The 23689-nt window shown below is 64.1% G+C and carries 22 protein-coding genes; 11 read left to right on the forward strand and 11 right to left on the reverse strand.

Annotation, left to right across the window (positions count from 1 at the left end; genetic code table 11):
- Positions 1-147: 147 nt before the first annotated feature.
- From ACIPHN_RS16990 to msrP, 6 genes are all read right to left on the reverse strand, one after another.
- Positions 148-1866, reverse strand: coding sequence for a tetratricopeptide repeat protein (locus tag ACIPHN_RS16990; protein WP_400437896.1), 1719 nt, complete (start codon positions 1864-1866; stop codon positions 148-150).
- 76 nt (positions 1867-1942) lie between these two features.
- Positions 1943-3334 carry a hypothetical protein gene (locus ACIPHN_RS16995; RefSeq protein WP_400437897.1) on the reverse strand — a complete coding sequence of 464 codons (1392 nt, stop codon included), beginning with the start codon at positions 3332-3334 and terminating at the stop codon, positions 1943-1945.
- Positions 3335-3381: 47 nt separating this feature from the next.
- On the reverse strand, positions 3382-3735 hold the full coding sequence (locus tag ACIPHN_RS17000) for a DUF305 domain-containing protein (RefSeq protein WP_400438010.1): 354 nt from the start codon (positions 3733-3735) through the stop codon (positions 3382-3384).
- A 312-nt stretch (positions 3736-4047) separates the two neighbouring features.
- Positions 4048-4749 (reverse strand): peptide-methionine (S)-S-oxide reductase MsrA, encoded by a 702-nt coding sequence (gene msrA, locus ACIPHN_RS17005; protein WP_400437898.1) that lies wholly within the window; start codon positions 4747-4749, stop codon positions 4048-4050.
- Between the two features lie 57 nt (positions 4750-4806).
- Positions 4807-5460 carry a sulfite oxidase heme-binding subunit YedZ gene (locus tag ACIPHN_RS17010; protein ID WP_400437899.1) on the reverse strand — a complete coding sequence of 218 codons (654 nt, stop codon included), beginning with the start codon at positions 5458-5460 and terminating at the stop codon, positions 4807-4809.
- Between the two features lie 7 nt (positions 5461-5467).
- Positions 5468-6436 (reverse strand): protein-methionine-sulfoxide reductase catalytic subunit MsrP, encoded by a 969-nt coding sequence (gene msrP / locus ACIPHN_RS17015; RefSeq protein ID WP_400437900.1) that lies wholly within the window; start codon positions 6434-6436, stop codon positions 5468-5470.
- Positions 6437-6637: 201 nt separating this feature from the next.
- Between msrP and ACIPHN_RS17020 the strand changes: the two genes are divergently transcribed.
- Both ACIPHN_RS17020 and ACIPHN_RS17025 read left to right on the forward strand, forming a co-directional pair.
- Positions 6638-7309 (forward strand): heavy metal response regulator transcription factor, encoded by a 672-nt coding sequence (locus ACIPHN_RS17020; protein WP_198980757.1) that lies wholly within the window; start codon positions 6638-6640, stop codon positions 7307-7309.
- Positions 7306-8748, forward strand: coding sequence for a heavy metal sensor histidine kinase (locus tag ACIPHN_RS17025; protein WP_400437901.1), 1443 nt, complete (start codon positions 7306-7308; stop codon positions 8746-8748). Before ACIPHN_RS17020 ends, ACIPHN_RS17025 begins: the two co-directional genes overlap by 4 nt.
- On the opposite strand, the gene ACIPHN_RS17030 is transcribed toward ACIPHN_RS17025, so the two are convergent.
- Complete coding sequence (locus ACIPHN_RS17030; RefSeq protein ID WP_400437902.1) at positions 8717-9814, reverse strand: AI-2E family transporter; 1098 nt, start codon at positions 9812-9814, stop codon at positions 8717-8719. The two genes, ACIPHN_RS17025 and ACIPHN_RS17030, sit on opposite strands and share 32 nt — an antisense overlap.
- Positions 9815-10271: 457 nt before the next feature.
- On the opposite strand from ACIPHN_RS17030, the gene ACIPHN_RS17035 reads away from it, so the two are divergent.
- From ACIPHN_RS17035 to ACIPHN_RS17065, 7 genes are all read left to right on the forward strand, one after another.
- The gene (locus tag ACIPHN_RS17035) at positions 10272-10841 is read left to right on the forward strand and encodes a GbsR/MarR family transcriptional regulator (RefSeq protein WP_400437903.1); all 570 of its coding nucleotides are present in this window, start codon (positions 10272-10274) and stop codon (positions 10839-10841) included.
- 3 nt (positions 10842-10844) lie between these two features.
- Complete coding sequence (gene cydP / locus ACIPHN_RS17040) at positions 10845-11072, forward strand: cytochrome oxidase putative small subunit CydP (protein WP_400437904.1); 228 nt, start codon at positions 10845-10847, stop codon at positions 11070-11072.
- Between the two features lie 6 nt (positions 11073-11078).
- Positions 11079-12689 (forward strand): cytochrome ubiquinol oxidase subunit I, encoded by a 1611-nt coding sequence (locus ACIPHN_RS17045; protein ID WP_400437905.1) that lies wholly within the window; start codon positions 11079-11081, stop codon positions 12687-12689.
- Positions 12690-12717: 28 nt separating this feature from the next.
- Positions 12718-13857 carry a cytochrome d ubiquinol oxidase subunit II gene (gene cydB / locus ACIPHN_RS17050; protein WP_400437906.1) on the forward strand — a complete coding sequence of 380 codons (1140 nt, stop codon included), beginning with the start codon at positions 12718-12720 and terminating at the stop codon, positions 13855-13857.
- A gap of 36 nt (positions 13858-13893) precedes the next feature.
- On the forward strand, positions 13894-14064 hold the full coding sequence (gene cydX / locus ACIPHN_RS17055) for a cytochrome bd-I oxidase subunit CydX (RefSeq protein ID WP_400437907.1): 171 nt from the start codon (positions 13894-13896) through the stop codon (positions 14062-14064).
- Positions 14065-14140: 76 nt separating this feature from the next.
- Positions 14141-14668 (forward strand): DUF2867 domain-containing protein, encoded by a 528-nt coding sequence (locus ACIPHN_RS17060; RefSeq protein WP_400437908.1) that lies wholly within the window; start codon positions 14141-14143, stop codon positions 14666-14668.
- Positions 14669-15023: 355 nt separating this feature from the next.
- A complete protein-coding gene (locus ACIPHN_RS17065) occupies positions 15024-16037 on the forward strand; it encodes an SMP-30/gluconolactonase/LRE family protein (protein WP_400438012.1) in 1014 nt (337 codons plus the stop codon).
- A 107-nt stretch (positions 16038-16144) separates the two neighbouring features.
- Here ACIPHN_RS17065 and ACIPHN_RS17070 read toward each other — a convergent pair whose 3' ends face one another.
- The 4 genes from ACIPHN_RS17070 to ACIPHN_RS17085 all read right to left on the reverse strand — a co-directional run bounded on the left by ACIPHN_RS17070 (position 16145) and on the right by ACIPHN_RS17085 (position 20006).
- Entirely contained in the window at positions 16145-16579 is a 435-nt protein-coding gene (locus ACIPHN_RS17070) for an organic hydroperoxide resistance protein (RefSeq protein WP_198980766.1), read from the reverse strand.
- A 231-nt stretch (positions 16580-16810) separates the two neighbouring features.
- On the reverse strand, positions 16811-17296 hold the full coding sequence (locus tag ACIPHN_RS17075) for a MarR family winged helix-turn-helix transcriptional regulator (protein ID WP_400437909.1): 486 nt from the start codon (positions 17294-17296) through the stop codon (positions 16811-16813).
- A 133-nt stretch (positions 17297-17429) separates the two neighbouring features.
- Positions 17430-18734 (reverse strand): MFS transporter, encoded by a 1305-nt coding sequence (locus ACIPHN_RS17080; protein WP_400437910.1) that lies wholly within the window; start codon positions 18732-18734, stop codon positions 17430-17432.
- A gap of 60 nt (positions 18735-18794) precedes the next feature.
- Entirely contained in the window at positions 18795-20006 is a 1212-nt protein-coding gene (locus ACIPHN_RS17085; RefSeq protein WP_400437911.1) for a lactonase family protein, read from the reverse strand.
- Positions 20007-20112: 106 nt separating this feature from the next.
- Here ACIPHN_RS17085 and acnA point away from each other — a divergent pair, with 106 nt between their 5' ends.
- The gene (gene acnA / locus ACIPHN_RS17090) at positions 20113-22740 is read left to right on the forward strand and encodes an aconitate hydratase AcnA (protein WP_400437912.1); all 2628 of its coding nucleotides are present in this window, start codon (positions 20113-20115) and stop codon (positions 22738-22740) included.
- A 43-nt stretch (positions 22741-22783) separates the two neighbouring features.
- Complete coding sequence (locus ACIPHN_RS17095) at positions 22784-23680, forward strand: GntR family transcriptional regulator (protein WP_400437913.1); 897 nt, start codon at positions 22784-22786, stop codon at positions 23678-23680.
- Positions 23681-23689: the final 9 nt, after the last annotated feature.

A 23689-nucleotide genomic window follows, 5' to 3' on the forward strand; every position in this document is an offset into this window, starting at 1 on the left:
TATGATCGTGGAAATGCACGTGTGTCCGAATTGTCCTATGGGGCAGAACCCGCCGATAGACCTCGAACCTTTTCGATAAACGGCAGCAAAAAACAAAAAAGGCCGCCCGGAAGCCGCCTTTCTCCTGTCCTGCGTATCGATGAATTTCTAGGGGGTTGGCAATTGCGCCACCGCCAGTGCAGCCCGCAAGGTCAGCATCACTTCCTCCCATGCCCCTGGCTGTTGCTGGCGGAACAAACGGGCCTGGGGATACCAGGGCGAGGTCGACTGGTTGAGGAACCAGCGCCAGTCCGGCGCATACGGCAAGGCGATCCAGACCGGCAGGCCCAAGGCCCCGGCCAGGTGAGCGGCAGCGGTATCGACGCTGACCACCAGATCCATGCACGACAGCGCCGCCGCCGTATCGCTGAAATCGACGATGTCGGCGCCCAGCCAGTGCCAGCCTGGCGCCCCCTGCTGTTGCAGCCAGCGGGCATCCTCGTCATGCAGATCGGGCTGGATCACGAACAGCGCCAGTCCGGTACGGGCCGCCGCCAGCGAGGCGAAGCGCGACAGAGCGATGGAGCGGCGGGCATCATTGGCGTTGCCGCGATTGCCCGAACACACCACCCCCACCCGCAGGCCACCCGGCGCACGCGGGGCCATGGCCTCGATGCGCTGCGCCCAGGCAGCGCGCTTGCCGGGCTCTGCCGCCAGATAGGGGATGGGGGCCGGAATGGCGTCGCGTGCGGTATTGCAGATCAGCGGCAGGCTCATCAGCGGCAGCTGGAAATCCACCGCCGGCAGTGGCTCGCCCATGGCCACCAGTTGCAGGCGTGCGGCATCGGGCAGGCTCTGCATCAGGGACAACAGGCTGGCCGGCACTTCCAGGACGACCTCGGCGCCGGCCTCGACGATCTGCTGCACATAGCGGCTGAACTGGATGGTGTCTCCGTGCCCCTGCTCGCTCCACAGCAGGATGCGCTTGCCGGCCAGCGAACTGGCGCCATTCCAGGCGGGGATGGCGGCATGGCGGTAGGGATCGGCATCGCGCGCTTCCCAGCGCCACTCGTAGAGCGGCCAGGCTTCGTCCAGCCGGCCCAGCACCAGCAGCGACAGGGCCAGATTGAGACGGGCGTCGGCCTCGCCGTCGTCCAGGCGCAGCGCGCGGCGGTAGCTGTCGATGGCTTCGTCGTAGTCGCGCAAGCGCGCCAGCGAGGTGCCGCGGCTGACGTGGGCATCGACCAACTCGGGGGCCAGGATCAGGGCCTCATCGTAGTAACGCAGGGCTTCTTCGAATTCGCCCAGGGCATGCTCGACCAGGCCAGCGGCCAGCCAGTACTGGGCTTGCTGGTCGTTCAGGCGCAAGGCGTTGTGGATGCTGGTGCGGGCGGCTTCCCATTGGCGGGCGCGCTCCTGCAGCAAGGCCTTGCGGTGCCAGGTATCGGGCACATCCGGATTCAGTTGCAAGGCTTCGTCCAGCAAGGCCATGGCCTGGCCATCGTTCTTGCCCGACGGCGACATGCCCTGCAGGGCCGCTGCCGCCGCGACGAAGAATTCAGGCTGGGCATGGCCAGCCTCGATCAGGTCGCGATACAGCAGGAAGGCATCCTCGAAACGGCCCTGTTCGTAGAAGGCACGTCCCAGCCGATAGCGCAGGGCCAGGGCTTCCTGGCTGGCGGGCGCCACCCACCGCAGCGCCTGTTGCCAGGCCAGCGCGGCTTCCTCGAAACGACCTTGTGCCGCCGCCACGCTGCCCAGCAGGTGCAGGGCATCCTTGTGGTCGGGCTGCGCCTGCAGCAGGCCGAACAGGGCTGCTTCGGCAGCGGCGTAGTCTTCCCGGTCGAAATGGGCCAGGGCTTGGGTCAGCGTGTCAGTGGGATTCATGGCGGGCGGAGTCAGGCAAACGGCGCTATTGTCTCATCCCTGCCCGCCCCGCGCCGCATCTTGCCGGCGCCTCTTCTCACTGATCGCTGACCAGGACCGCCCTGGACTCATCCGCCGCGGCATTGCCCTCCATCACGACCAGCCGCGACGCTGTGGCCATGGCGCCCGGCGCGGCCAGGTGGCGGGTGGGGCCGATCGCCGTGCCGTTGGCCATGCCCTTGGCATCGGTGACGAAACTGGCCACCGGCGCAGCCTGCCCGCTCAGGTAGACGTTGTAGGGGGTCTGCGGCTTGAGCTTGAACAGCGAGACCTCCAGCGCATCGACCACGCCCAGGTTGCGCGAGACCACGAAGCCACGTGCGTCGGGCGCCGTCACCGGCTTCAGGCGCAGGTTGAGGGGTTCGCCATTGGCCAGCGGGACCAGGTTCTGCCGGCCCTCGCCGTCCTTGACGACATTGGAGAGAAACACCAGCGCCTGCGGCGCCTGCCCGCCCGCCACATGGGCGACCACCTTGTTCTGCGCCGGGTCGATCACTTCCATGCCGTCGCCGTTCTCCAGGCCGACATAGATGCGGCTGCTGTCATCCGAAGTCCAGATACCATGCGGCAGCGCGCCCGTGGGGATGGTGGCCACCAGCCTGGCCTGGGCCTCGGTGGTATAGACCTTGACCACGTTCTCGCCCCCCACGGTCACATAGGCCAGCACCTTGCCATCGACCGTGGCAAAGGCCAGGTGATTGGTGATGAAGCCGGTATCGATGACACCGGTCACTTCCAGCGTATGGGTATCGATGCGGGTGACCTTGCCGACGTCCTTGTGGGTCATCCAGATTTCCTTGTGGTCGGGCGTGAACTGCAGGAAGGGCGAGAACGGGCTGACCACGTCGATCTTCCTGATCACCTGGTGCGACTTCACGTCGATCACATCCACCTGCGGCGTGAAGCTGGACACCGAGAAGGCCAGCTTGCCATCCGGCATGAACTGCACCATGCCCGGACCGACGGCGGTCTGGATGCGGCGTGTTTCCTTGAAGGTGGTGGGGTCGATCACCGAGATGTAGTCCTCACCACGCACCACCACCCAGACCTCCTTGCCGTCGGCGTTAAAAAAGCCCTCGTGGGGTGAACGGCCGACGTAGGTGCTGCCCTTGACGGCATTGGTGGCGGTGTCGATGAACGTGACCGAGTTGGAGCCATTGGAGATCACCACCAGCGTCTTGTGGTCCGGCGAGAAGCCCATGCCATGCACGTTGATCTGGCCCCGGTAGAGCGGCGAAAGCACATCCGGACGCGGATTACCCAGGCGGATCTGGCCCACCAGCGTGTTGTCGGCGGGATTGAAGACCGACACGGTATTGCTGTTCTGGTCGGCGGTATAGACGCGGTCGTGCGCGGTGGGCAGGGCCATCGCCGCGCCGGCCATCAGACCCAGTGCGACGGTGGAAAAAGTCAGGGCGAGTTTGTTCATGCTTGTCTCTCTTTGGGGGCGTAAGGGGGAGGATGCGAAGGAAGGAATTACGGCGTACCCAGCGGATAGCCGTGGCGCTTCAGCCAGGCCTGCATGACCTGGATTTCGTTCTGCTGCTCGGCGATGATGCCCAGCGCGAGATTGCGGATCTCGGGATCCTGGCTGTACAGCAGTACGGCCTTGGCCATGTCCACCGCGCCCTGGTGGTGCGGCATCATCATGGTCACGAAGTCGTGCTCGGCCTGGCCGTTCATGGGGGCCTGCTTCATGCCGTAGTCCATGACATTCATGGCGTCGTCCATCAAGCCGGCGAAGGGCTTGGCGGTGCTGGCGATGAACACCGGCGCTGCACTGCCCGGGGCGGGCGCAGCATGTTCGCCATGGTCGCCATGGCCGGCCATGTTGCCCATGTCATGCGCCAGCACGCTCGCCGGCAAGGGCGCGATGAGGCAGGCCACCAGCAGCAGCCCGCGTGGATGAAGTCGATGGCGCCCTGCCTGGGGGCGTGCGGATGTGATGCTCATGCGCTCTCCTCGGTAACAGTGATGCGAGCAGTGTAGGTAGACCGTGGCAACCATCGAATGACAAACGGATGACAATTCTGTCACCCACTGCGCTGCTTTCCGGGCTCAGGCAAAACAAAAAAGCCGCGTCGCACAGGGCGAGGCGGCTTGCCGGGTGACACCGGACAAAGCGGGTTCAGCGCTTGAATTTCAATGCTTGAATACCAGCACCGGATCGGCACGGTAGATGGCCGGATACATCTTCTGCAGGTTGGCGATCTTGGGCAGGTCGTTGTAGGCGATATAGGGCTGGTTGGGATGCAGGGTGGCGTAGTCCTGGTGATAGTCCTCGGCCGCATAGAAGGCCTGCAGCGGTGTCACCTGCGTGACGATGGGTGAGGAAAACACGTGGGCCGCGTTGATCTGCGCGATGTAGGCATCGGCGGCCTGCTTCTGCTGCTCGCCGGCGGTGAAGATGGCCGAGCGGTATTGGGTGCCGTGGTCCGGTCCCTGGCGGTTCAGCTGGGTAGGATCATGGGCCACCGAGAAATAGATCTGCAGGATCTGGCCAAAGGAGATCTTGCGCGGATCGTAAGTCACCTGCACCGATTCGGCATGCCCGGTGCTGCCCGAGCTGACCATCGAATAGGTGGCCGAATCCGGCTTGCCCCCCGCATAGCCGGAGACCGCCCTGAGCACGCCCTGGGTATGCTGGAACACGCCCTGCACGCCCCAGAAGCAACCGCCGGCCAGCACCACACTCTCGCTGGGGGCAGTGGAAACCAGCAGCGCCTTGCCCGCAGGCGCCGGCACGGCAACGGCGGCTTCGGCCGCATGGACGGAAGAGAGGGACGACAACGCCAGGCACAGGGCGGCCGCCGATGCCAGGGCAAGGGGTTTCAGCAGGGACATGGAAGGCTCCGAAAAACGGTAAGAGAAACGAACAGCAAATACGGGCCGGTCAGCGCCTCAGGAACGCTGCACCGCCACCGGCGCCCTGCCCCGGCGCCAGGCCAGGCGCAAGGCCAGCATCAGGCCGACCAGCACGGCAAAGAGCAGCGGCTGGGCAATCAGGTTCTTGCCGGCCTTGTCCCACCAGTAGTGCAACACGCCCAGCGGCACGATCAGGTAGACCAGCCGGTGCAAGGCTTGCCAGCGCTTGCCGCCCAGTCGTCGCACCATGCCGTTGGTGCTGGTGATGGCCAGCGGGAGGGTCAGCAGCAGCGCCAGCACACCCACGGTGATGAAGGGCCGCTTGACGATGTCCTTCCAGATCTCGCCCAGGTCGAAGAAGTGATCGAACCAGACAAAGGTGGTGAAGTGCAGGCTCAGGTAGAAGAAGGCCATCAGCCCCAGCATGCGACGCATGCGCACCAGCCAGTTCAGGTCGGTCAGCTTGCGCAGCGGTGTCACGGCCAGGGTGATGCAGAACAGGTAGAGCGTCCAGTCACCGGTGCTGTGGGTGATGAATTCCAGCGGATTGGCACCCAGCCCGCCGGTGAAGCCCAGCACGACCAGTCGCGCCAGCGGCGTGAAGGCCAGGGCCAGGAAGATCCACCACAGCCCCGTGACGGCACGCGGCCTGAGGTTGCGGAGTACGGCGGGAGCGAGCTGCAGGGCCATGGCGATCTCAGTAAAACTTGCGCAGGTCCATCCCGCTGTACAGGCTGGCAACGTCGTTGTAGCCGTTGAACATCAGGGTCTTGCGCTTGGGGGCGAAGAAGCCATCCTCGCCGATGCGGCGCTCGGTGGCCTGCGACCAGCGCGGGTGATCCACCTCGGGATTGACGTTGGAGTAGAAGCCGTACTCGCGCGGGGCATACAGGTTCCAGGCGGTCTTGGGCTCTTCCTTGACGAAGCGGATCTTGACGATGGACTTGGCCGACTTGAAGCCATACTTCCATGGCACGATGATGCGCACCGGCGCGCCGTTCTGGTTGGGCAGCACTTCGCCATACATGCCCAGCGTCAACAGGGTCAGCGGATGATTGGCCTCGTCCATGCGCAGGCCTTCACGATAGGGCCAGTTCAGGATGGGGTCGCTGATGCCAGGCATCTGTTTCTTGTCGGCCAGGGTGACGAACTCGACATACTTGGCATTGCCGGTGGGCTCAGCCTTCTTGATCAGGGCCGACAGCGAATAGCCGATCCAGGGGATCACCATCGACCAGCCCTCCACGCAGCGCAGGCGATAGATGCGTTCCTCCAGCGGGGCCAGCTTGGCCAGGGCGTCCAGGTCCAGGGTGAAGGGCTTCTTGACCTCGCCTTCGATGTCTACCGTCCAGGGGCTGGTCTTGAGGGTGCCGGCGTTCTTGGCCGGATCGGCCTTGTCGGTACCGAATTCGTAGAAGTTGTTGTAGCTGGTGGCGTCCTTGTAGGCGGTCTGCTTGTCCATGACCGCGTAGGCGTTATTGAGCTTGGCCGGCAACTTGCGGCCCTGCTGGGCGAAAGCCTGGGGCAGCGCACCCATGCCACCGGCCAGCGCCGCACCGGCCGCCACGCGCGCCATGAAGCTGCGGCGCGACAGGTAGATCTCCCTGGGCGTGATTTCGGATGCGGTGGGAATCTCGATCTGGTCGGGTCGAATCTTGATCAGCATGGTGCACTCCGGCAAGGTGGGGGGGCCTGCATGGCCTCAGCCATGGCAACGTGAAAGCATCTTAAAGGCGACGGCGTGACAGGCAAGTGGCAATTTGATGACAATTTTGTCATGAAGAAAAATCCCGTCATTGCTAGAATCTCAGGCATTTTCCTGCATCCTGCAAGCCTTTTGGGCGACTTACTGAGCAACTGATCCGGCATGGCTATCCTGGTAATCGAAGACGACCCCAAGACCGGGGACTACCTGCGGCGCGGCTTGCGCGAATCCGGCTATGTGGTCGACCTGGCGCGCAATGGCACCGATGGCCTGCACATGGCGCTCGAACAGGACTACGACCTGGTGGTGCTGGACGTGATGCTGCCCGGCCTGGATGGCTGGCAGGTCATGAGTGCGCTGCGCAACAAGCGCGACCTGCCGGTGCTCTTCCTGACCGCCAAGGACCATGTGGATGACCGTATCCGTGGCCTGCAGCTGGGTGCCGACGACTACCTGGTCAAGCCCTTCTCCTTCACCGAACTGGTGCTGCGCATCCGCACCCTGTTGCGACGCGGCGTCACCCGTGAGACCGAGGTCTACGAGATCGCCGACCTGCAACTGGACCATGTGCGCCACAAGGTGACCCGCCAGGGCGTCAATATCGCCCTGACCAACAAGGAATTCATGCTGCTGCACCTGCTCATCAAGCGGCGCGGCGAGGCGCTCTCGCGCAGCGTGATCGCCTCGCAGATCTGGGACATGAACTTCGACAGCGACACCAACGTCGTCGATGTCGCCATCAAGCGCCTGCGCGCCAAGGTCGATGCCCCCTTCGAGCAGAAACTGATCCACACCGTGCGCAGTGTCGGCTACATGTTCTCGGAAGAGCCATGAACGGCCACGCTGAACCGGCCACCACCCGTGGCTGGACCCTGACCACCCGCGTCACGGCCCTGTTCGCGCTGCTGGCCTGCCTGGTCGTGACCAGCCTGGGCGTCTACCTGGATGGCGCCGCCGGCGAGGCGCTGGCGCAGCGCGCCGACCAGGCGCTGATCGGCCGGGTCGAGCATTTCCGCACGCTGATGCAGGACCTGTACAACGTCGAACAGATGGAACAGCGCCCGGCCCTCTTCGAGAGCATGATGGGCAACGAGCAGGACGTGCGCATCTTCCGCCGCCGTGGCGAAGCGCCCTTCATCCAGAGCAATCCCGACCATCTGGTCCCGCCGCCGATGGAACCGCTGGCGGTGGACCAGCCGGTCTCGGCCGCCAACCTGGTCACCAGCGCCCGCGCCGATGGCGTACAGGTACGCTGGGTCTCGGCCCTGGCCGAGGTGGGCCGTGGCCGGGGCCAGGGAGGCGATACGGTGGAAATCGTGGCCGCCTACGTGATGGTGCAGGAAGCGCACATGATGCGCAGCTATCGCTGGCGCATCGCCGGCGCCGCCGCCGCCGCGGTGCTGCTGACCGCCCTGCTGGGCTTCCTGCTGCTGCGCCGGGGCCTGCAACCGCTGGAAGCGATGAGCCTGCGCGCCGCCCAGATCACCCCCGACCATCTCTCGGCCCGGCTGGAGCAGGAAGGCATGCCGGCCGAACTGCGCCGCGTGGCCCTGTCCTTCAATGCCATGCTGGACCGGCTGGAAGCCGGCTACGCCCACCTGGCGCAGTTTTCCGGTGACCTGGCCCACGAGATCCGCACCCCCATCAACGTCCTCATGGGCCAGAGCCAGGTCGCACTGGGGCAACGCCGTACGCCGGAAGAGTACGAGCAGTTGCTGGAATCGAACGTGGAAGAATTACAGCGCCTGGCACGCATCGTCGAGAACATCCTGTTCCTGGCCCAGGCCGACCATGCCACGCTGGCTGTGGAGTGCACCCAGCTGGATCTGTCCGAGGAACTGGGCAAGATCACCGACTACTTCGAGGGGATTGCCGACGAGCGCGGCATGCGCTTCGAACTCGATGCCCAGGGCCTGTGCCAGGCCAACCTGATCATGTGGCGTCGCGCGGTGAACAACCTGGTCATCAATGCGGTGCGCTATGGCGAGCCCGACAGCGGCATCCGCATCCTGGCCCGCAGTGACGAGAGCGGCAGTCGCATCGTGGTCGAAAACCGCAGCGACGCCATCACCCCGCACGCCATGGCGCGCATGTTCGACCGCTTCTACCGGGGCGACCTCTCGCGCAGCGCCTTCACCGAATCCAACGGTCTGGGGCTGGCCATCGTCAAGGCCATCATGGCCCTGCATCGCGGTACCGCCACGGTGGAGTGTCCCCAGCCGGGCTGGATCCGCTTTACCCTCAGCTTCCCGCCGGCGGCGACGCTTCCCTGAGCTCGGCCTCGCGCGCCTCGGCGGCGCGGCGCGCTTTCTGCGCTGCCGAGGCGCGGGTGAAAATGATCTTCAGGGCGGCCATCACCGGCACCGACAGGAAGATGCCGGCCACCCCGCCCAGCTGGTCCCCCGCCAGCAAGCCCAGGATCACCATCAGCGGACTCACTTCCACGCCCTCGCTCATCAGGTAGGGATTGAGCACGTAATCCTGGAACACCCGATAGGCCACGATGAAGCCGACCAGCCACAACAGATGGTCGTAGCCGCTGAAACCGGCCACCACCAGCGCGGCCGCGCTAGCCGCCAGGGGACCGGCGAAGGGGATGAATTCCAGCACCGCAGCCAGGCCCGCCAGCAGCATCGCATAGGGCACGCCCATGAGCGAGAAGGCAATACTGTAGGCCACCAGGGTCGCCATCGACAGGAACAGCAAGGCCCGCACATAGCGTGACAGCAGGACATCGAGATCGGTGATGATGCCGTCCCACAGCTTGCGGTTGGCGCGGTTCATCCAGGACAGCATTTCCTCGCGCATGGCCGGTGCTTCCTTGATGAGCAGGAAGCTGATCACCGGCACCAGCACCAGGTAGATCAGGTTGCTGGCCGCATGCATGACCCCCACCCCGAACTGCTTGGCCAGCGGCATGGCCTGGTCGGTGCCATTGGCCAGCTGGTCGCGGATGAAGCCCAGGATGCGCGCGCGCAGCGGCTCGGCAAAGCCCGGCAGGGGCAGGCGCGAGACGGCGTCATTGGAACGCAGCAGCGCCGGCAATTGCTCGGAGAGCCGCAGTGCCTCCTCCTGGATGCGCGCGCCGAAGACGGTCGCCACCGCCACCACGAGGGCGATGGCCAGCACGAACACCAGGGCGATGGAGACCGTGCGCGGGATGCGCGGCGGACGCACGCGCTCCAGCAACTCCACCAGCGGATAGACCAGGTAGCTGAAGAAGACCGCAAAGACCAGCACCAGCACCGTGGAAGAAATGGTGTAGGTGATGTAGAGCAGCAGCGCCACCAGGAAGACGGTCCAGGCAATCCTGGCCACGCGGAAATCGAAACCCAGCATTGATGTACATCCTCGGGATAGGGGGAGGCCTGGCCTCCGGAAGTGGAATCGGCGACAGCAGGCTTGTGCAGCCTGGGCAGCCCGGGCCACCTGGCCGTGACCGGATCGCAACGAGCGATCACCACGGCAGAGCTTGAAGTGGACTTTAGTTGATCGGCGTCAGCTTTCCTATCGGCCAATCTCTTCTGCATTTGTAGGAAAGCGTGAAAATAACTTCATGCGGTGCAACACAGGACTGCCGCCTTGCGGAACCGGGAAGTTCGCAAGGACGGTGTGACATATTGTCCCACCCTGCCTGTGCACCGCTACCGCCCACTCCTTGCGCAGCCGCGCCGGGACTGGGTCATTCTCATCCGTGATACCTGTTATCAGCAAAAACCGCGATCGCGTGTCATTGCGATGGGACAAGCAATTGTTTTAAATTTCAGTAATTACTGAAATTTCAAAATATATGAATATGGAAAACCAGGTTCTCAGCCCCATGATGCAACGCTTCATCGGCCATTTCGGCGAGATGGGCAGTCGTTGGGGCATCAATCGCACGGTGGGGCAGATCTATGCCCTGCTCTACATCTGCGGTCGCGCGCTCAATGCCGACGAGATTGCCGAATACCTCAGCTTCTCGCGCTCCAACGTGAGCATGGGGCTCAAGGAACTGCAATCCTGGCGCCTGGTGAAGCTGCTGCACAAGCCCAATGACCGGCGCGAATACTTCGAACCGCCGGGCGACATCTGGGACATCTTCAAGGTGCTGCTGGAAGAACGTCGCCGCCGCGAGATTGAGCCCACCCTGTCGATGCTGCGCGATGCCCTGCTGGAGTCACCCGGCAGCCGCGACGACAAGGAAGTGCAAAAGCGCATGCGCGAGATGTATGAACTCATCGAGCTCTCCAGCTCCTGGTTCGACGACGTGCAACGGCTCTCGCCCGAGACCCTGGTCTCGCTCATGAAGATGGGTTCCAAGGTCAAGAAGCTGCTCGATGTGCGTGACAAGTTCCGCCCCGGCGCTGTCCGGGAAAAGGAGTAATCAATGTCTTTCCTGCGCAGGTTCCCCCGTCTGACCAGCTTGCCGCTGGGCGTCGAAATCACCCTCCTGCTGGTGCTCAAGATCGCCCTGCTCACGGTGCTGGCCAAGACCTTCTTCGCCCATCCCGAAGCCAAGCATATGCGCATGCCCACGGCCAGCGTGGAGCAACGCATGCTGGCGCCGACCCCGACACATTCCGCAACACCCCAAGCCTCAACATCACCGGAGTAACAACACATGGTTCCCATCGATGAAGTCGTGTCGCTGTCACGGCTGCAATTCGCCGTCACAGCGCTGTATCACTTCCTGTTCGTGCCCCTGACGCTAGGCCTGTCCTGGATACTGGTCATCATGGAGTCGGTCTATGTCATGACCGGCAACCAGATCTACAAGGACATGACCCGCTTCTGGGGCAAGCTCTTCGGCATCAACTTCGCCATGGGCGTGGCCACCGGCCTGACGCTGGAATTCCAGTTCGGCACCAACTGGTCCTATTACTCGCACTACGTGGGCGACATCTTCGGCACCCCGCTGGCCATCGAGGGCCTGATGGCCTTCTTCCTGGAATCGACCTTCGTGGGCCTGTTCTTCTTCGGCTGGGACAAGCTCTCGCGCAAGCAGCACCTGATCGTCACCGTGCTGGTAGCGCTGGGCTCGAACCTGTCGGCGCTGTGGATCCTCATCGCCAACGGCTGGATGAACAATCCCGTGGGCGCCGAGTTCAACTTCGAGACCATGCGCATGGAACTGGTGAGCATGACCGAGGTGATCTTCAACCCCGTGGCGCAGGTCAAGTTCGTCCACACCGTGGCCGCCGGCTATGTGACGGCCTCCATGTTCGTGCTGGGCATCTCGGCCTGGTATCTGCTCAAGGCCCGCGACACCGCCTTCGCGCTGCGCTCCTTTGCCGTGGCCGCCGGTTTCGGCCTGGCCGCGACGCTCTCGGTGATCGTGCTGGGTGACGAATCGGGCTATACCGCCGGTGAAGTCAACAAGGTCAAGCTGGCCGCCATCGAAGCCGAGTGGGATACCCACCCCGCCCCCGCCGGCCTGACCCTGTTCGGCCTGCCCAATGACAAGCAGGAACGTACCGACTATGCGATCAAGATCCCCTACGTACTGGGCCTGATCGGCACCCGCTCGACCGATACGCAAGTGCTGGGCATCAAGGACCTGAAGAAGGAACACGAAGTCCGCATCCGCAACGGCATGCTGGCCTACGCCGCCCTGGCCCGCCTGAAGTCCGGCGACAAGTCGCCCGAGGCCCGCGCCGAGTTCGACAAGCTCAAGAAGGACCTGGGCTATGGCCTGCTGTTGAAGAAGTACACCAACAACGTCGTCGATGCCACGCCCGAGCAGATCGCCCTGGCCGTCAATGACACCATCCCCAAGGTGGCGCCGATGTTCTGGGCCTTCCGGGGCATGGTGGGACTGGGCTTCCTGTTCCTGTTCATCTTCGTCGCGTCGTTCTGGTTCCTCGCCAAGAAGCAGCTGGCGCCGCAACGCTGGCTGCTGCGCCTGGCCGTGATCGCCATCCCGCTGCCCTGGATCGCCGCCGAACTGGGCTGGATCGTGGCCGAATACGGTCGCCAGCCCTGGACCATCGCCGGCATCCTGCCGACCCACCTGTCGGCCTCCTCGCTGCAGCCGGGCAGCCTCTACTTCAGCCTGGCCGGATTCATCCTGTTCTACACCTTCCTGCTGGTGGTGGAGATGATCCTGATGGTCAAGTACGCACGCCTGGGACCGAGCAGCCTGCATACCGGCCAGTATCACTGGGAAACCAAATCCCCGCACAAGAAGCCCGGCGCCGCCCTGCCGCCGCCCATGAAGCCATCGGCCCAGTGACGCCCCCGCAAGCAATGAGGAAAACAAAATGATCTTCGACTACGAAACACTCAAACTGATCTGGTGGGCCTTCGTCGGCGTGCTCATCATCGGCTTCGCGTTGACCGACGGCTTCGACTTCGGCGTGGGCATGATGCTGCCCTTCGCCGGCAAGACCGACACCGAACGACGCGTGCTGATCAACTCCATCGGCCCCACCTGGGAAGGCAACCAGACCTGGTTCGTCACTGCCGGCGGCGCCACCTTCGCGGCCTGGCCGCTGGTGTATGCCACCGCCTTCTCGGGCTTCTACATCGCCCTGATGATCCTGCTGTTCTCGCTGTTCTTCCGCCCGGTCGGCTTCGACTACCGCAGCAAGGTGGCCGATCCGCGCTGGCGCAATGCCTGGGACTGGGGCCTGTTCGTGGGCGGCTTCGTGCCGCCGCTGATCTGCGGCGTGGCCTTCGGCAACCTGCTCTTGGGCGTGCCCTTCCACTACGACGACACCATGCGGGTGGAATACACCGGCAGCTTCTTCGCCCTGTTGAATCCCTTCGGCCTGCTGGCGGGTCTGCTGTCGGTGGCCATGCTGCTGATGCACGGTGCCGCGTTTGCCTTCGTCAAGACAGATGCGGCCGTGGGTGAGCGTTCGCGCAAGACTGTGGTGGCTGCGGCCCTGGTCACGGTGGCCCTGTTCGTCGCTGGCGGCTTCTGGGTGGCGCAGCTGCCGGGCTATCGCATCACCGCCATGCCGGACGCCAACAGCGCCTTCACGCCCCTGGCCAAGACCGTGGAAGTGGTGGCCGGCGCCTGGTTCGACAACTACGCCAAGTGGCCAGCCACCAAGCTCTTCCCGGTGCTGGGCGTGGGTGGTGCGGTACTGGCGGCACTGCTGGCCCTGCTGCGCAGCGCCCGCCTGGCCTTCATTGCCAGTGGCCTGTCGGTGACGGGCATCATCCTCACCGCCGGCATGTCGCTCTTCCCCTTCGTCATGCCTTCCTCGCTGGATGCGAAGAGCAGCCTGACCCTGTGGGATGCGGTATCGAGCCACAAGACGCTGGGCCTGATGTTCTGGATGGTGCTGATCTTCCTGCCCATCATCATCCTCTACACCGGCTGGGTGTACCGCGTGGTGCGGGGCAAGGTGACCGCCCGCCACATCCACGACAACGAACACACGGCCTACTGATCACGATCAATACCGAACTGGAACAAGGAGAACATCATGTGGTACTTCGCCTGGATACTTGGCATCGGCCTGGCACTGGCCTTCGGCATCATCAACGTCATGTGGCTGGAAGCCAACTATGCCTTCGGCCGGCGCAAGGCCGAAGAAACCCACGAGCGCTTCGCCAGCGCCCGTGCAGCGTCGCAGCAGCGGCGCAGCGGCAAATAAGACCGGAAGCCGGCGCCGCAAGGTAGCCGGCTTTTTTTCAACCCCAAGCGTCACTCCCTACCCGACGAGGCCCACCATGCAACAGCCCCGCTGGCAACACACCGAGGAAATCCGTCCCGCCCCACATCACTGGGCCTTGCTGCCCGGTGCCGGCTTTGCCGACAGCTTCCGCATCCGTCTCACGCCGCAACTGGCCGGCCTGGACACGACCGAACTCACCGCCAAAATGATGGCCGAGCAACCGGCCTGGGTCAGCGGCCTGATGCAGTTGCGCGACCGGCTGGTGGCGCCGCTGGGCTTGAAGCGTGCCGCCGACAACCGCACCCCGACCGGCTTCCCCCTGATCATGGCGCAAGCCGGCCGGGTGGTCATGGGGCTCGATGACAACCACCTGGATTTCCGCCTCTGCGTGGAAAAATCGGCCGCATCCCCAGATGCACAACGCAGCGACGACGATGAGCTGGGCTGGCTGACCGTGACCACCGTGGTGCGCACCAAGCGCATGCTGGGACAGGTCTATCTGGCCGCGATCATGCCCTTCCATCGCCTGATCGCACGCACCTTGCTGCAAGGCCTGGTGGCACCGGCCCCCCGTTCACACTAAGCGATCCCCCGCTGTCTCCAGGCGCCGCCACGCTAGCTGCGTCGCGGCGTTTTTCCTGCCCCGTCCGCCACCCTGTCATGGATTGCACGTCCGATTGCAAAATGACAAATCATGAAGTACGATGTCCTACCACAAGAACGGGTCCATGCCTCATCCAGCCCGCACCACAGGAGACTTCCACCAGCACCAGCGAACCGCCCAACGGTTTGCGCTGCCTCCTGCCGCCCATTGCCAATCTACCTTTCGGCCTGCCCTACACGATTGCGGGAAGTCGCCGACCTGGAACATGGAGACATCGATGTCGCAGCAAGACAAGACCACAACATCCAATTTCAACGCCACTCGTCGTACAACCATGCTGGCCGGACTAGGCCTGGCCGGTACCGCGCTGGGCGCCAAGGCCCAGAGCTTTGCGTTCACGCCCAACCAGCGCTACCCCGATCCCAGCGTGGAAGTGCTGGACAAGAGCTTCCTCAAGTACCGCCTCTTCAGTTCCAGCGTGGAACAACTGGCGACGGGATTCCGCTGGGTCGAGGGGCCGGTCTGGTTCGGAGATGGCCGCTACCTGCTGTTCTCGGACATTCCCAACAACCGCATCATGCGCTGGGATGAAACCACCGGCACCACTTCGGTATTCCGCCAGCCGTCCAACCACAGCAATGGCCTGGCGCGTGACCGCCAGGGCCGCCTGCTGGCCTGCGAACACCTGACCCGCCGCATCACCCGCACCGAATACGATGGCAGCATCACGGTGCTGGCCGATAGCTACAACGGCAAGCGCTTCAATTCGCCCAACGATATCGTCTGCAAGTCCGACGGCTCGATCTGGTTCAGCGATCCGCCCTTCGGCATCGCCGGTGACTGGGAAGGCGACAAGCAGACCGCCGAGCTGCCGCAATCGGTGTACCGCATCGATGGCCGCAGCGGCAAGCTCAGCCTGGTCACCGATGCCCTGGCCGGCCCCAATGGCCTGGCGTTTTCGCCGGACGAGAAAGTGCTCTACATCGTCGAATCGCGCGCCACGCCCAATCGCGTGATCTGGGCCTATGACATGAGCGACGACGGCACCCGCATCGGTCGCCGCCGCCTGGCCGTGGACGCCAACGGCGCCGGCGCCATCGATGGCTTCAAGGTCGATGTCGACGGCAATCTCTGGTGCGGCTGGGGCAGCAATGGCGCCCTCGATGCCAAGGCCGAGGAGCTCGACGGCGTGCGCATCTTCAATCCGCATGGCCAGGCGATCGGCCATATCCACCTGCCCGAACGCTGCCCCAACCTGGTCTTCGGCGGTGCCAAGAAGAACCGCCTGTTCATGGCCAGCAGCCACTCGCTGTATGCCCTGTACGTGGAGACGCGCGGCGCGGTATGATGGCTCTGCACCTGACGAAAAAAAGCCGCCGCTGCGACCGGAATCGCAGCGGCGGTTTTTCTTCATGCCGGCCCGCCTGATGGCATGGCCGGCACATCCTGAGCCGATTACACCAGGTTCAGGGTGACGTTGATGTTGTCACGGGTGGCGTTGGAGTACGGGCACACCTGGTGTGCCTTGTTCACCAGATCCTGCGCCACGGCGGCGTCCAGGCCCGGCAGCGAGATGTTCAGCTCGGCTTCGATGCCGAAACCGTTGGGGATCTGGCCGATGCCGACCTTGCCGGTGATGCTGGCGTCGGCAGGCAGGGCCACCTTGGCCTGGCCGGCGACGAACTTCAGCGCGCCCAGGAAGCAAGCCGAGTAGCCGGCGGCGAACAGTTGTTCCGGGTTGGTGCCGTTACCGCCGGCGCCGCCCAGTTCCTTCGGGGTCGACAGCTTGATGTCCAGGACGCCGTCGGAGGACTTGGCGGCGCCTTCACGACCGCCGGTGGCGGTGGCGGTAGCGGTGTAGAGGGCTTTTTCGATCTTGTGCGAGGGCATGTTCATTCCTTTCAAGGTTTCAGGTTAAGACCCTTCCGGGTCTGCTTTCGAGGGTAAGCGTTGGCGAAAGATCCGCCGGTTTCATTCATTTCCTGCTACTGCGACTGCAAATACGTTCTGCGCTACTACTGTCTTGCCTGTACCGGACGGCCATGCGCATCGTCCGGCAATCATATAAATAGTTAACAATATAATTGTTCGCAATATAAACCACAAACATGAAGGAGCCAATCAAGCCCCTTCGCCATCGTACAGGCCTTTTCGGACCTGCTTCAATTCCACGACCAGGTTTTTCACCTGCGCCAGCGGCGGCAACATGCAGCCCATCTGTACCGGCACCGCCCTGGCCTTTTCACGCAGGGCGCGGCCGGCATCGGTCAGGCTGACCACGACCCGACGCTCGTCGCCGGCATCGCGTGCCCGCCGCAGCAGGCCCATCGCCTCCATGCGCTTGAGCAAGGGCGTGAGCGTGCCAGAATCCAGGAACAGCCGCGCGCCCAGCTCGGAGACGATGACCTGGTCCTGCTCCCACAACACCATCATGACCAGGTATTGCGGATAGGTGATCTCCAGCGGCGCCAGGATCTTCTTGTACGCCTTGGTCATCGCCAGCGACGCCGAATACATGGCGAAGCACAGCTGGTTGTCGAGAAGCAAGGCTTCATCGATCAGTGCGTCGCTCAGTGTCGGGGTCGTTGCCTTGTCCATGGAGGGCATATTAAAACGTTCAAAATTAAATTGCAAGCTATTTAATTTGAAATAATTTGAAGCACTCGTTCAGCCTCGCTGAAACAACACAGCGCGCCGGTGCGGCAGCCCCACGGCCACCGCACCCACCCTGCCCACAGGATCAGCGGGCATCGGCACGTGGCGCACTTTCCCGGATGCGGATGAAGATGGTCATCAGGAAGGCGACCACCAGCATGGCCGCCAGAAACATCAGGCCGGTACTGGCCGCATAGCCCTGCCCCTTGACATAGCCGATCAGCGACGGCCCCACGAATCCGCCCAGGTTTCCCACCGAATTGATGACGGCAATCGAGACCGCTGCCGTCTCGCGCGAGAGGAACAGGGTCGGCAATGCCCAGAACGGCGACTTGAAGGCATACAGCCCGGCCAGGCTCACGCTGATGAGCAGGGTCGCCAGATACGGGTTGCCGACATGGGCGATACTGCCCAGCGCCAGTGCCGCCATGGCCAGCGGAATGGCCGAGTGCAGGCGACGCTCCACCCGCTGGTCCGAACTGCGCGACCAGAACACCATTACGATGGTGGCAAACAGATACGGGATCATCGCGATCAGGCCAATCTGGGTATGGCTGAGCTGGTCCGAAAAGCCCTTGATGATCTGCGGCATCCAGTAGCCGATGCCCAGGCTGCCGCACTGGTAGACGAAGTAGATGAAGGACAGGTACAGCACGCGTGGATTGGACAGGGTCTTCATCGTGCTCAGGTGCCTGGCCTCGGGCTTGGCCTGGCGATCACGCTCCAGCTCGCCGGCGATCCAGTCCTTTTCCGCCGGGGTCAGCCAGCGGGCATCCTGCGGGCGGTCGATCAGGTAGAAGTAGCAGAACAGGCCGCCGACAATGGCCGGGACACCCTCCAGCAGCAACATCCAGCGCCAGCCGCTCCAGCCGAACCAGTGCACGTGATCCATGATCCAGGTCGAGAGCGGCGCCCCGATGATGTAGGACACTGGAATGGCCGAGGTGAACAGCGCCACCGTGGTCGCCAGCTCCTTCTGGCGGAACCAGTAGGTCAGATAGACGATGATGCCGGGGAAGAAGCCGGCCTCCGACACGCCCAGCAGGAAGCGCAGTACATAGAGCTGGTTGGCGCTCTGCACGAAGCCGCAGGCCACCGAGACCACGCCCCAGCTCAACAGGATGCGGGCGATCCAGCGCCGTGCGCCGAACTTGTTGAGCATGACGTTGCTGGGCACTTCGAAGAGGAAGTAACCGATGAAGAAGATGCCGGAGATGAAGCCGAAGGCCTCGGCCGACAGGGCCAGCTCCTTGTTCATCTGCAGCGCGGCATAGCCGATGTTGGCGCGATCCAGGTAGGAAATGATGTACAGGATGAAGACGAAGGGAATGATCTTCCAGGTGATCTTGCGCACCAGCGCGGCTTCATGGATGTCTTGATGTGCTTGCATGGAACTGCTGCCGGCGCTTGGGCGCCGGCATCCTCGTTGGGGTCTATGGAAATGGCAGGATCAGGAAAAGATCATGCACACCGGGCTGCCGGAGGCGACCGAGAAACCGGTCGGCCGCAGCGCACCGCTGTCCTGGTCAAGCGTGAAGGCGACGATGCTGTCGCTGTCTTCGTTGAGCGCGTACAGGAAGCGGTTGTCCGGGGTGATGGTGAAAAAGCGCGGCGTCTTGCCACCGGTCTGCGTGATCGCGCCCGCACGCAACAGGCCGGTCTGCTGGTCGATGGTGAAACCGGCGATGCTGTCGTAGCCCCGGTTGGAGGCGAACAGGAAGCGCCCGCTACGGTCGACCTCGATCTCCGAGGCGCGGCTGTTGCCGGTGAAGCTTTCCGGCAGGGTCGAGAGGATCTGGCGCGGGCTGAGGCTGCCATCGGCGGCCGAGTAGCCATAGCTGGTCACGGTCGAATCCAGTTCATTGACCACATAGGCCATCGGCAGCCGCGGATGGAAGGCGAGATGGCGCGGCCCCGAGGTTTCACGCGCCACCACGAAGGGGCTGGCCGCAGGGGTCAGCTTGCCGTCGGCGAAGCGGAACGAGAAAGTACGGTCCAGGCCCTTGTCAGGCACGATGACGAACTTGCCACTGGGATCGAAGGGATTGAAGTGCGGCTTGGACAGCTTCTGCTCGACGCGATGCGGGCCGATGGGGCCTTCCAGCGTGACCAGCTGCGTCATCTCCTGCAGCGCGCCATCGGCCGCGATGGGTAACACCGCCAGGCTGGAACCCAGGTGATTGCTCACCACCACGAACTTGCCGCTGGGGTCGATGGCCAGGTGCACCGGATTCTTGCCGTGCGTGCTCTGGCGGTTGATGAAGTGCAGCATGCCGGTGGCGCGATCGACCTTGAAGGCGCTGATATCGGAGATATCCCCATGCACCGTGTAGAGGAATTGGCCATCCCGGCTCAAGGCCAGGAAGGAGGGATTGACCAGGTCCTTCACCAGTTGCACCAGTGCCAGGTCGCCGCTGTGCGGATCGACCCGGAACACGCTGATGCCATCTCCGTGCGCATTGCGCTCCCGCGTGGTGCGCGAGCCTACATAAGCAAACATTGCATTTCCCCTTGAATTGACGGGTGTAGCCACACCCTGATTGGTGGTGGCCACGGCACAGCCGGCCAGTCCCGTTGCCGCCAGCGCGCCGACGCCCCCGGCGCCCAGCAGCAGGCTGCGACGCCCCTGCCGGATGCCCTCGACGCCGCTCTGCGCGGGCATGGGGGACGGTTTTCCTGTTGCATCCATATGTGTGTCTCCGATGGGTTGGTGGTTGTTCTTTTTCTTTATATTGCATTTATTCGCAAACTTATGCAACAATGAATTGATGAAAACTTCCTCGCCATTCGCCCCGGGTTCACTGGACCACGCCGGAACGTCTTATCAAGTGGTCGACCTGCCCGCCCTGTTCGGTGAGCGCCTCAACGCGCTGCCGGTGGTGCTGCGCATCCTGCTGGAGAACATCGTCCGCCACGGCAGCGGCGCCGAGCGCGAGGCGGTGGTCGCGGCCATGTTCGCGTGGCTGGAACACGGCAGCAGCGAGGCCGAGATTGCCTTCCAGCCCGGCCGCGTGCTGATGCACGACACCACCAGCACACCGGCCCTGGTCGATATCGCCGCCATGCGCGATGCACTGGCCGAGGCAGGCTACGACCCGACCGCGCTCAATCCGGGATTGCCGGTGGATATCTCGGTGGATCACTCGCTGGCAGTGGAATTCTTCGCGCAGAAGGAGGCGCTGGAGAAGAACCTGGCGCTGGAGATCAAGCGCAATGGCGAGCGCTACAGCTTCATGCGCTGGGCCTCGAAGGTGATGAAGGGTGTGCGTATCCATCCGCCCGGCACCGGCATCATGCACACCATCAACCTGGAGCAACTGGCCACCGTGGTCAGCGTCGAAGAACGCGATGGCCAGCCCTGGCTGGTGCCCGATACCTTGCTGGGTACCGACAGCCACACGCCGATGATCAACGGCATTGGCGTACTGGGCTGGGGCGTGGGCGGGCTGGAAGCACAGACGGTGATGTTCGGCATGCCCACCATGATGCGTATCCCCGACGTCATCGGCGTGCAGCTCAGCGGTCGCCTGCCGGCGGGCGTGCTGGCCACCGACCTGGCGCTGACGGTGACCCGGCAGTTGCGCGCCATCGGCGTGTCGGGCGAGTTCGTGGAATTCTTCGGCCCCGGCGTAGCCACGCTGACGGCCGGCGAACGCGCGGTGGTGGCCAACATGGCGCCCGAATATGGCGCCAGTTCGGGCTTCTTCCCCATCGACGCACAGACCATCGCCTACCTGCACAGCACCGCACGCCCGCAGGCGCTGCAACAACTGGCCGAAGCCTACGCCCGGCGCAATGCACTGTGGTTCGACCCGCACGCCACACCCCGCTACACCCGCACCATCGCCATCGATCTCGCCACCGTCGCCATGCATGTGGCCGGCCCACGTCGTCCGCAGGACCTGCTGTCCTACGCCGAACTGGCGCCGACCGTGCGCGCGCTGGGCTTCACGCCCAGCCAGGCCCAGGGGCCCTTGCCGCGTCACCCCTATGCCATTGCCGCCATCACCAGCTGCACCAATACCTCGGACCCGGCGCTGCTGGCGGCGGCCGGCCTGGTGGCGCGCAAGGCGCGTGCGCTGGGCCTGCGCGTTCCCTACTGGGTCAAGACCTCGCTAGGACCGGGCTCCCCCGCCGCCGCCAGTTACCTGGCACGCGCCGGCCTCGACGCCGACCTGGCGGCGGTGGGTTTCGATATCGTCGGCTATGGCTGCACGACCTGCATCGGCAACTCCGGCCCCCTGAGCGCCCCCATCCAGCAGGCGCTGGCCAACGGCGAGATCCACCCGGTGGCCGCCCTGTCGGGCAACCGCAACTTCCCCGGGCGGGTGCATCCCGACCTGGACCTGGGCTTCCTGATGTCGCCACCCCTGGTGGTGGCCTGCGCGCTGGCCGGAGACGCCGAGATCGACCTGGCCACCCAGCCGCTGCAGACCACCGCCGATGGGCGCGACGTGTGGCTCAGGGACCTGTGGCCGAGCCATGCTGAAATCGCTGCGGCCGTCGATGCCGGCGTGCGTGCCGAGGACTTCCCGCGCGCCTTTGCACTGGCTTCGCAAAACCCGATGTGGCATGCGCTGCAGGTGCCGCAGACGCCGCTCTTCCCGTGGTCGCCAGCCTCGACGGCGCTGCGCCGCCCGCCTTTCGCAGCCCTCTCCGAAGGCAGCCTGCTGGGCAGCTTCACGGCCTATCCGCTGCTGGTACTGGGCGACGACATCACCACCGACCATATCTCGCCGGCCAGTGCCATCCCGCGCCAGAGCTTCATTGCCGACTTCCTGGTGGAGCGCGGTGACGACCGCAATGACCTCAATGTCTTTGCCTCGCGCCGTGGCAACTGGGAAGTCATGATGCGGGCCGCCTTCTACAACAAGACGCTGCGCAACCTGCTGGCACCGGACGCGCCCCCCGGCTATACGCTGCATGTACCCAGTGCCGAACTGGCGCCCATCCACGAGGTCGCCGCCCGCTATCGGGCCGCCGGCCTGGCCTCGGTGCTGGTGGCAGGCGAGCGCTACGGCACCGGCTCCTCGCGTGACTGGGCGGCCAAGGGACAGCGCCTGCTGGGCATCCGCGCGGTGCTGGCGATGAGCTTCGAGCGCATCCACCGCTCCAACCTGATCGGCATGGGCATCCTGCCGTTGCGCCTGCCGGACGGCGCCTCACCGGCCGAGCTGGCCATCGCTCCGGGCGACCGCATCGACGTCAATGCCGATGCCGCGCTGCTGGCACCGCGCTGCGAGATCGCCGTGCGACTGCTGCGCCAGGATGGCCGGGTGGAAGAGATCAGCGCCCGCGCCGCCGTCGAAACCCAGCTCGAAGTGGAGCTGCTGCGCCGGGGCGGCGTGATTCCTTTCATCCTGCAAAACACGATGGCGGCGCAGCGTCGGTCATAATAGGCACAGGAGGCCCGCCCGGGCCTTGCGAACCATGACGACAATGAGCACGGAATCAAGCATCTCCAAACAGATCGTGGAACTGGTCAAGAACCAGTCCTGGGACATCGGCACGCACCTGCCGGCGCAAATGCTGGCCGATCGCCTGCGCGTGTCGCGCCAGCCCATCAATACGGCGCTGGCCATGCTGCATGAAAAGGGCTTGCTCACCCGCGAACGCAACAAGGGCTATTTCGTCGGCGAGGGCTTCGACGAACAGCTGGGCGATATCGTGCAGGCGCTGGGACTGGAAGAATCGGACGTGGTCACCAGCGTCTACTTCCGCATCGCCGACGACCTGCTGCGCGGCGAATTGCCGCAGGAATTCTCGGAGCAGTTGATCAAGAACCGCTACAGCCTGACCGCCTCCCAGCTCAACGCCGTGCTCAGCCGCATCGCCAAGGAAGGCTGGGCCGAACGCAAGCCAGGCTATGGCTGGACTTTTTCCAGCATGCTGCTCACGCCCGACAGCCTGCTGCAATCCTATCGACTGCGCCTGGCACTGGAACCGGCGGCGCTGCTGGAGCCGGGATTCCGCCTGGATGCGCAAGTCCTGGCGCAATGCCGCGCCACCGAACAATATCTGCTGGCCGGCGGCATCGAGACCGCCACCGCCGACGAGCTGCACAACCGTGGCGTGCGCTTCCACGAAAGCCTGGTGGAAGCCTCCGGCAATGCCTTCTTCATCGATACCATCAAGCGCGTCAACCGGGTGCGACGACTGTTGTCCTATCGCTCCATGCGCCAGCGCGAACGCTATCCCGAGCATTGCCGCCAGCACCTGCACATCCTCGATCTGCTGGAGCGCGAGCGCAACGACGAGGCCTCGGCCTTCATGAAGCAACACCTGGAATACACGCTGTCCTCGATTGCCAAGATCGGAGACCTCCTCCAACCCTGAGCCCTTCCC

The sequence above is a fragment of the Herbaspirillum sp. NPDC087042 genome, assembly GCF_044745245.1.
GTDB lineage: Bacteria > Pseudomonadota > Gammaproteobacteria > Burkholderiales > Burkholderiaceae_D > Herbaspirillum.

Bases quoted from the DNA above. Each gene is read 5' to 3' on its own strand.
- ACIPHN_RS16990 (WP_400437896.1), bottom strand. From the start codon at position 1,866: ATGAATCCCACTGACACGCTGACCCAAGCCCTGGCCCATTTCGACCGG.
- ACIPHN_RS16995 (WP_400437897.1), bottom strand. From the start codon at position 3,334: ATGAACAAACTCGCCCTGACTTTTTCCACCGTCGCACTGGGTCTGATG.
- ACIPHN_RS17000 (WP_400438010.1), bottom strand. From the start codon at position 3,735: ATGGCCGGCCATGGCGACCATGGCGAACATGCTGCGCCCGCCCCGGGC.
- msrA (WP_400437898.1), bottom strand. From the start codon at position 4,749: ATGTCCCTGCTGAAACCCCTTGCCCTGGCATCGGCGGCCGCCCTGTGC.
- ACIPHN_RS17010 (WP_400437899.1), bottom strand. From the start codon at position 5,460: ATGGCCCTGCAGCTCGCTCCCGCCGTACTCCGCAACCTCAGGCCGCGT.
- msrP (WP_400437900.1), bottom strand. From the start codon at position 6,436: ATGCTGATCAAGATTCGACCCGACCAGATCGAGATTCCCACCGCATCC.
- ACIPHN_RS17020 (WP_198980757.1), top strand. From the start codon at position 6,638: ATGGCTATCCTGGTAATCGAAGACGACCCCAAGACCGGGGACTACCTG.
- ACIPHN_RS17025 (WP_400437901.1), top strand. From the start codon at position 7,306: ATGAACGGCCACGCTGAACCGGCCACCACCCGTGGCTGGACCCTGACC.
- ACIPHN_RS17030 (WP_400437902.1), bottom strand. From the start codon at position 9,814: ATGCTGGGTTTCGATTTCCGCGTGGCCAGGATTGCCTGGACCGTCTTC.
- ACIPHN_RS17035 (WP_400437903.1), top strand. From the start codon at position 10,272: ATGGAAAACCAGGTTCTCAGCCCCATGATGCAACGCTTCATCGGCCAT.
- cydP (WP_400437904.1), top strand. From the start codon at position 10,845: ATGTCTTTCCTGCGCAGGTTCCCCCGTCTGACCAGCTTGCCGCTGGGC.
- ACIPHN_RS17045 (WP_400437905.1), top strand. From the start codon at position 11,079: ATGGTTCCCATCGATGAAGTCGTGTCGCTGTCACGGCTGCAATTCGCC.
- cydB (WP_400437906.1), top strand. From the start codon at position 12,718: ATGATCTTCGACTACGAAACACTCAAACTGATCTGGTGGGCCTTCGTC.
- cydX (WP_400437907.1), top strand. From the start codon at position 13,894: ATGTGGTACTTCGCCTGGATACTTGGCATCGGCCTGGCACTGGCCTTC.
- ACIPHN_RS17060 (WP_400437908.1), top strand. From the start codon at position 14,141: ATGCAACAGCCCCGCTGGCAACACACCGAGGAAATCCGTCCCGCCCCA.
- ACIPHN_RS17065 (WP_400438012.1), top strand. From the start codon at position 15,024: ATGCTGGCCGGACTAGGCCTGGCCGGTACCGCGCTGGGCGCCAAGGCC.
- ACIPHN_RS17070 (WP_198980766.1), bottom strand. From the start codon at position 16,579: ATGCCCTCGCACAAGATCGAAAAAGCCCTCTACACCGCTACCGCCACC.
- ACIPHN_RS17075 (WP_400437909.1), bottom strand. From the start codon at position 17,296: ATGCCCTCCATGGACAAGGCAACGACCCCGACACTGAGCGACGCACTG.
- ACIPHN_RS17080 (WP_400437910.1), bottom strand. From the start codon at position 18,734: ATGCAAGCACATCAAGACATCCATGAAGCCGCGCTGGTGCGCAAGATC.
- ACIPHN_RS17085 (WP_400437911.1), bottom strand. From the start codon at position 20,006: ATGCCCGCGCAGAGCGGCGTCGAGGGCATCCGGCAGGGGCGTCGCAGC.
- acnA (WP_400437912.1), top strand. From the start codon at position 20,113: ATGAAAACTTCCTCGCCATTCGCCCCGGGTTCACTGGACCACGCCGGA.
- ACIPHN_RS17095 (WP_400437913.1), top strand. From the start codon at position 22,784: ATGAGCACGGAATCAAGCATCTCCAAACAGATCGTGGAACTGGTCAAG.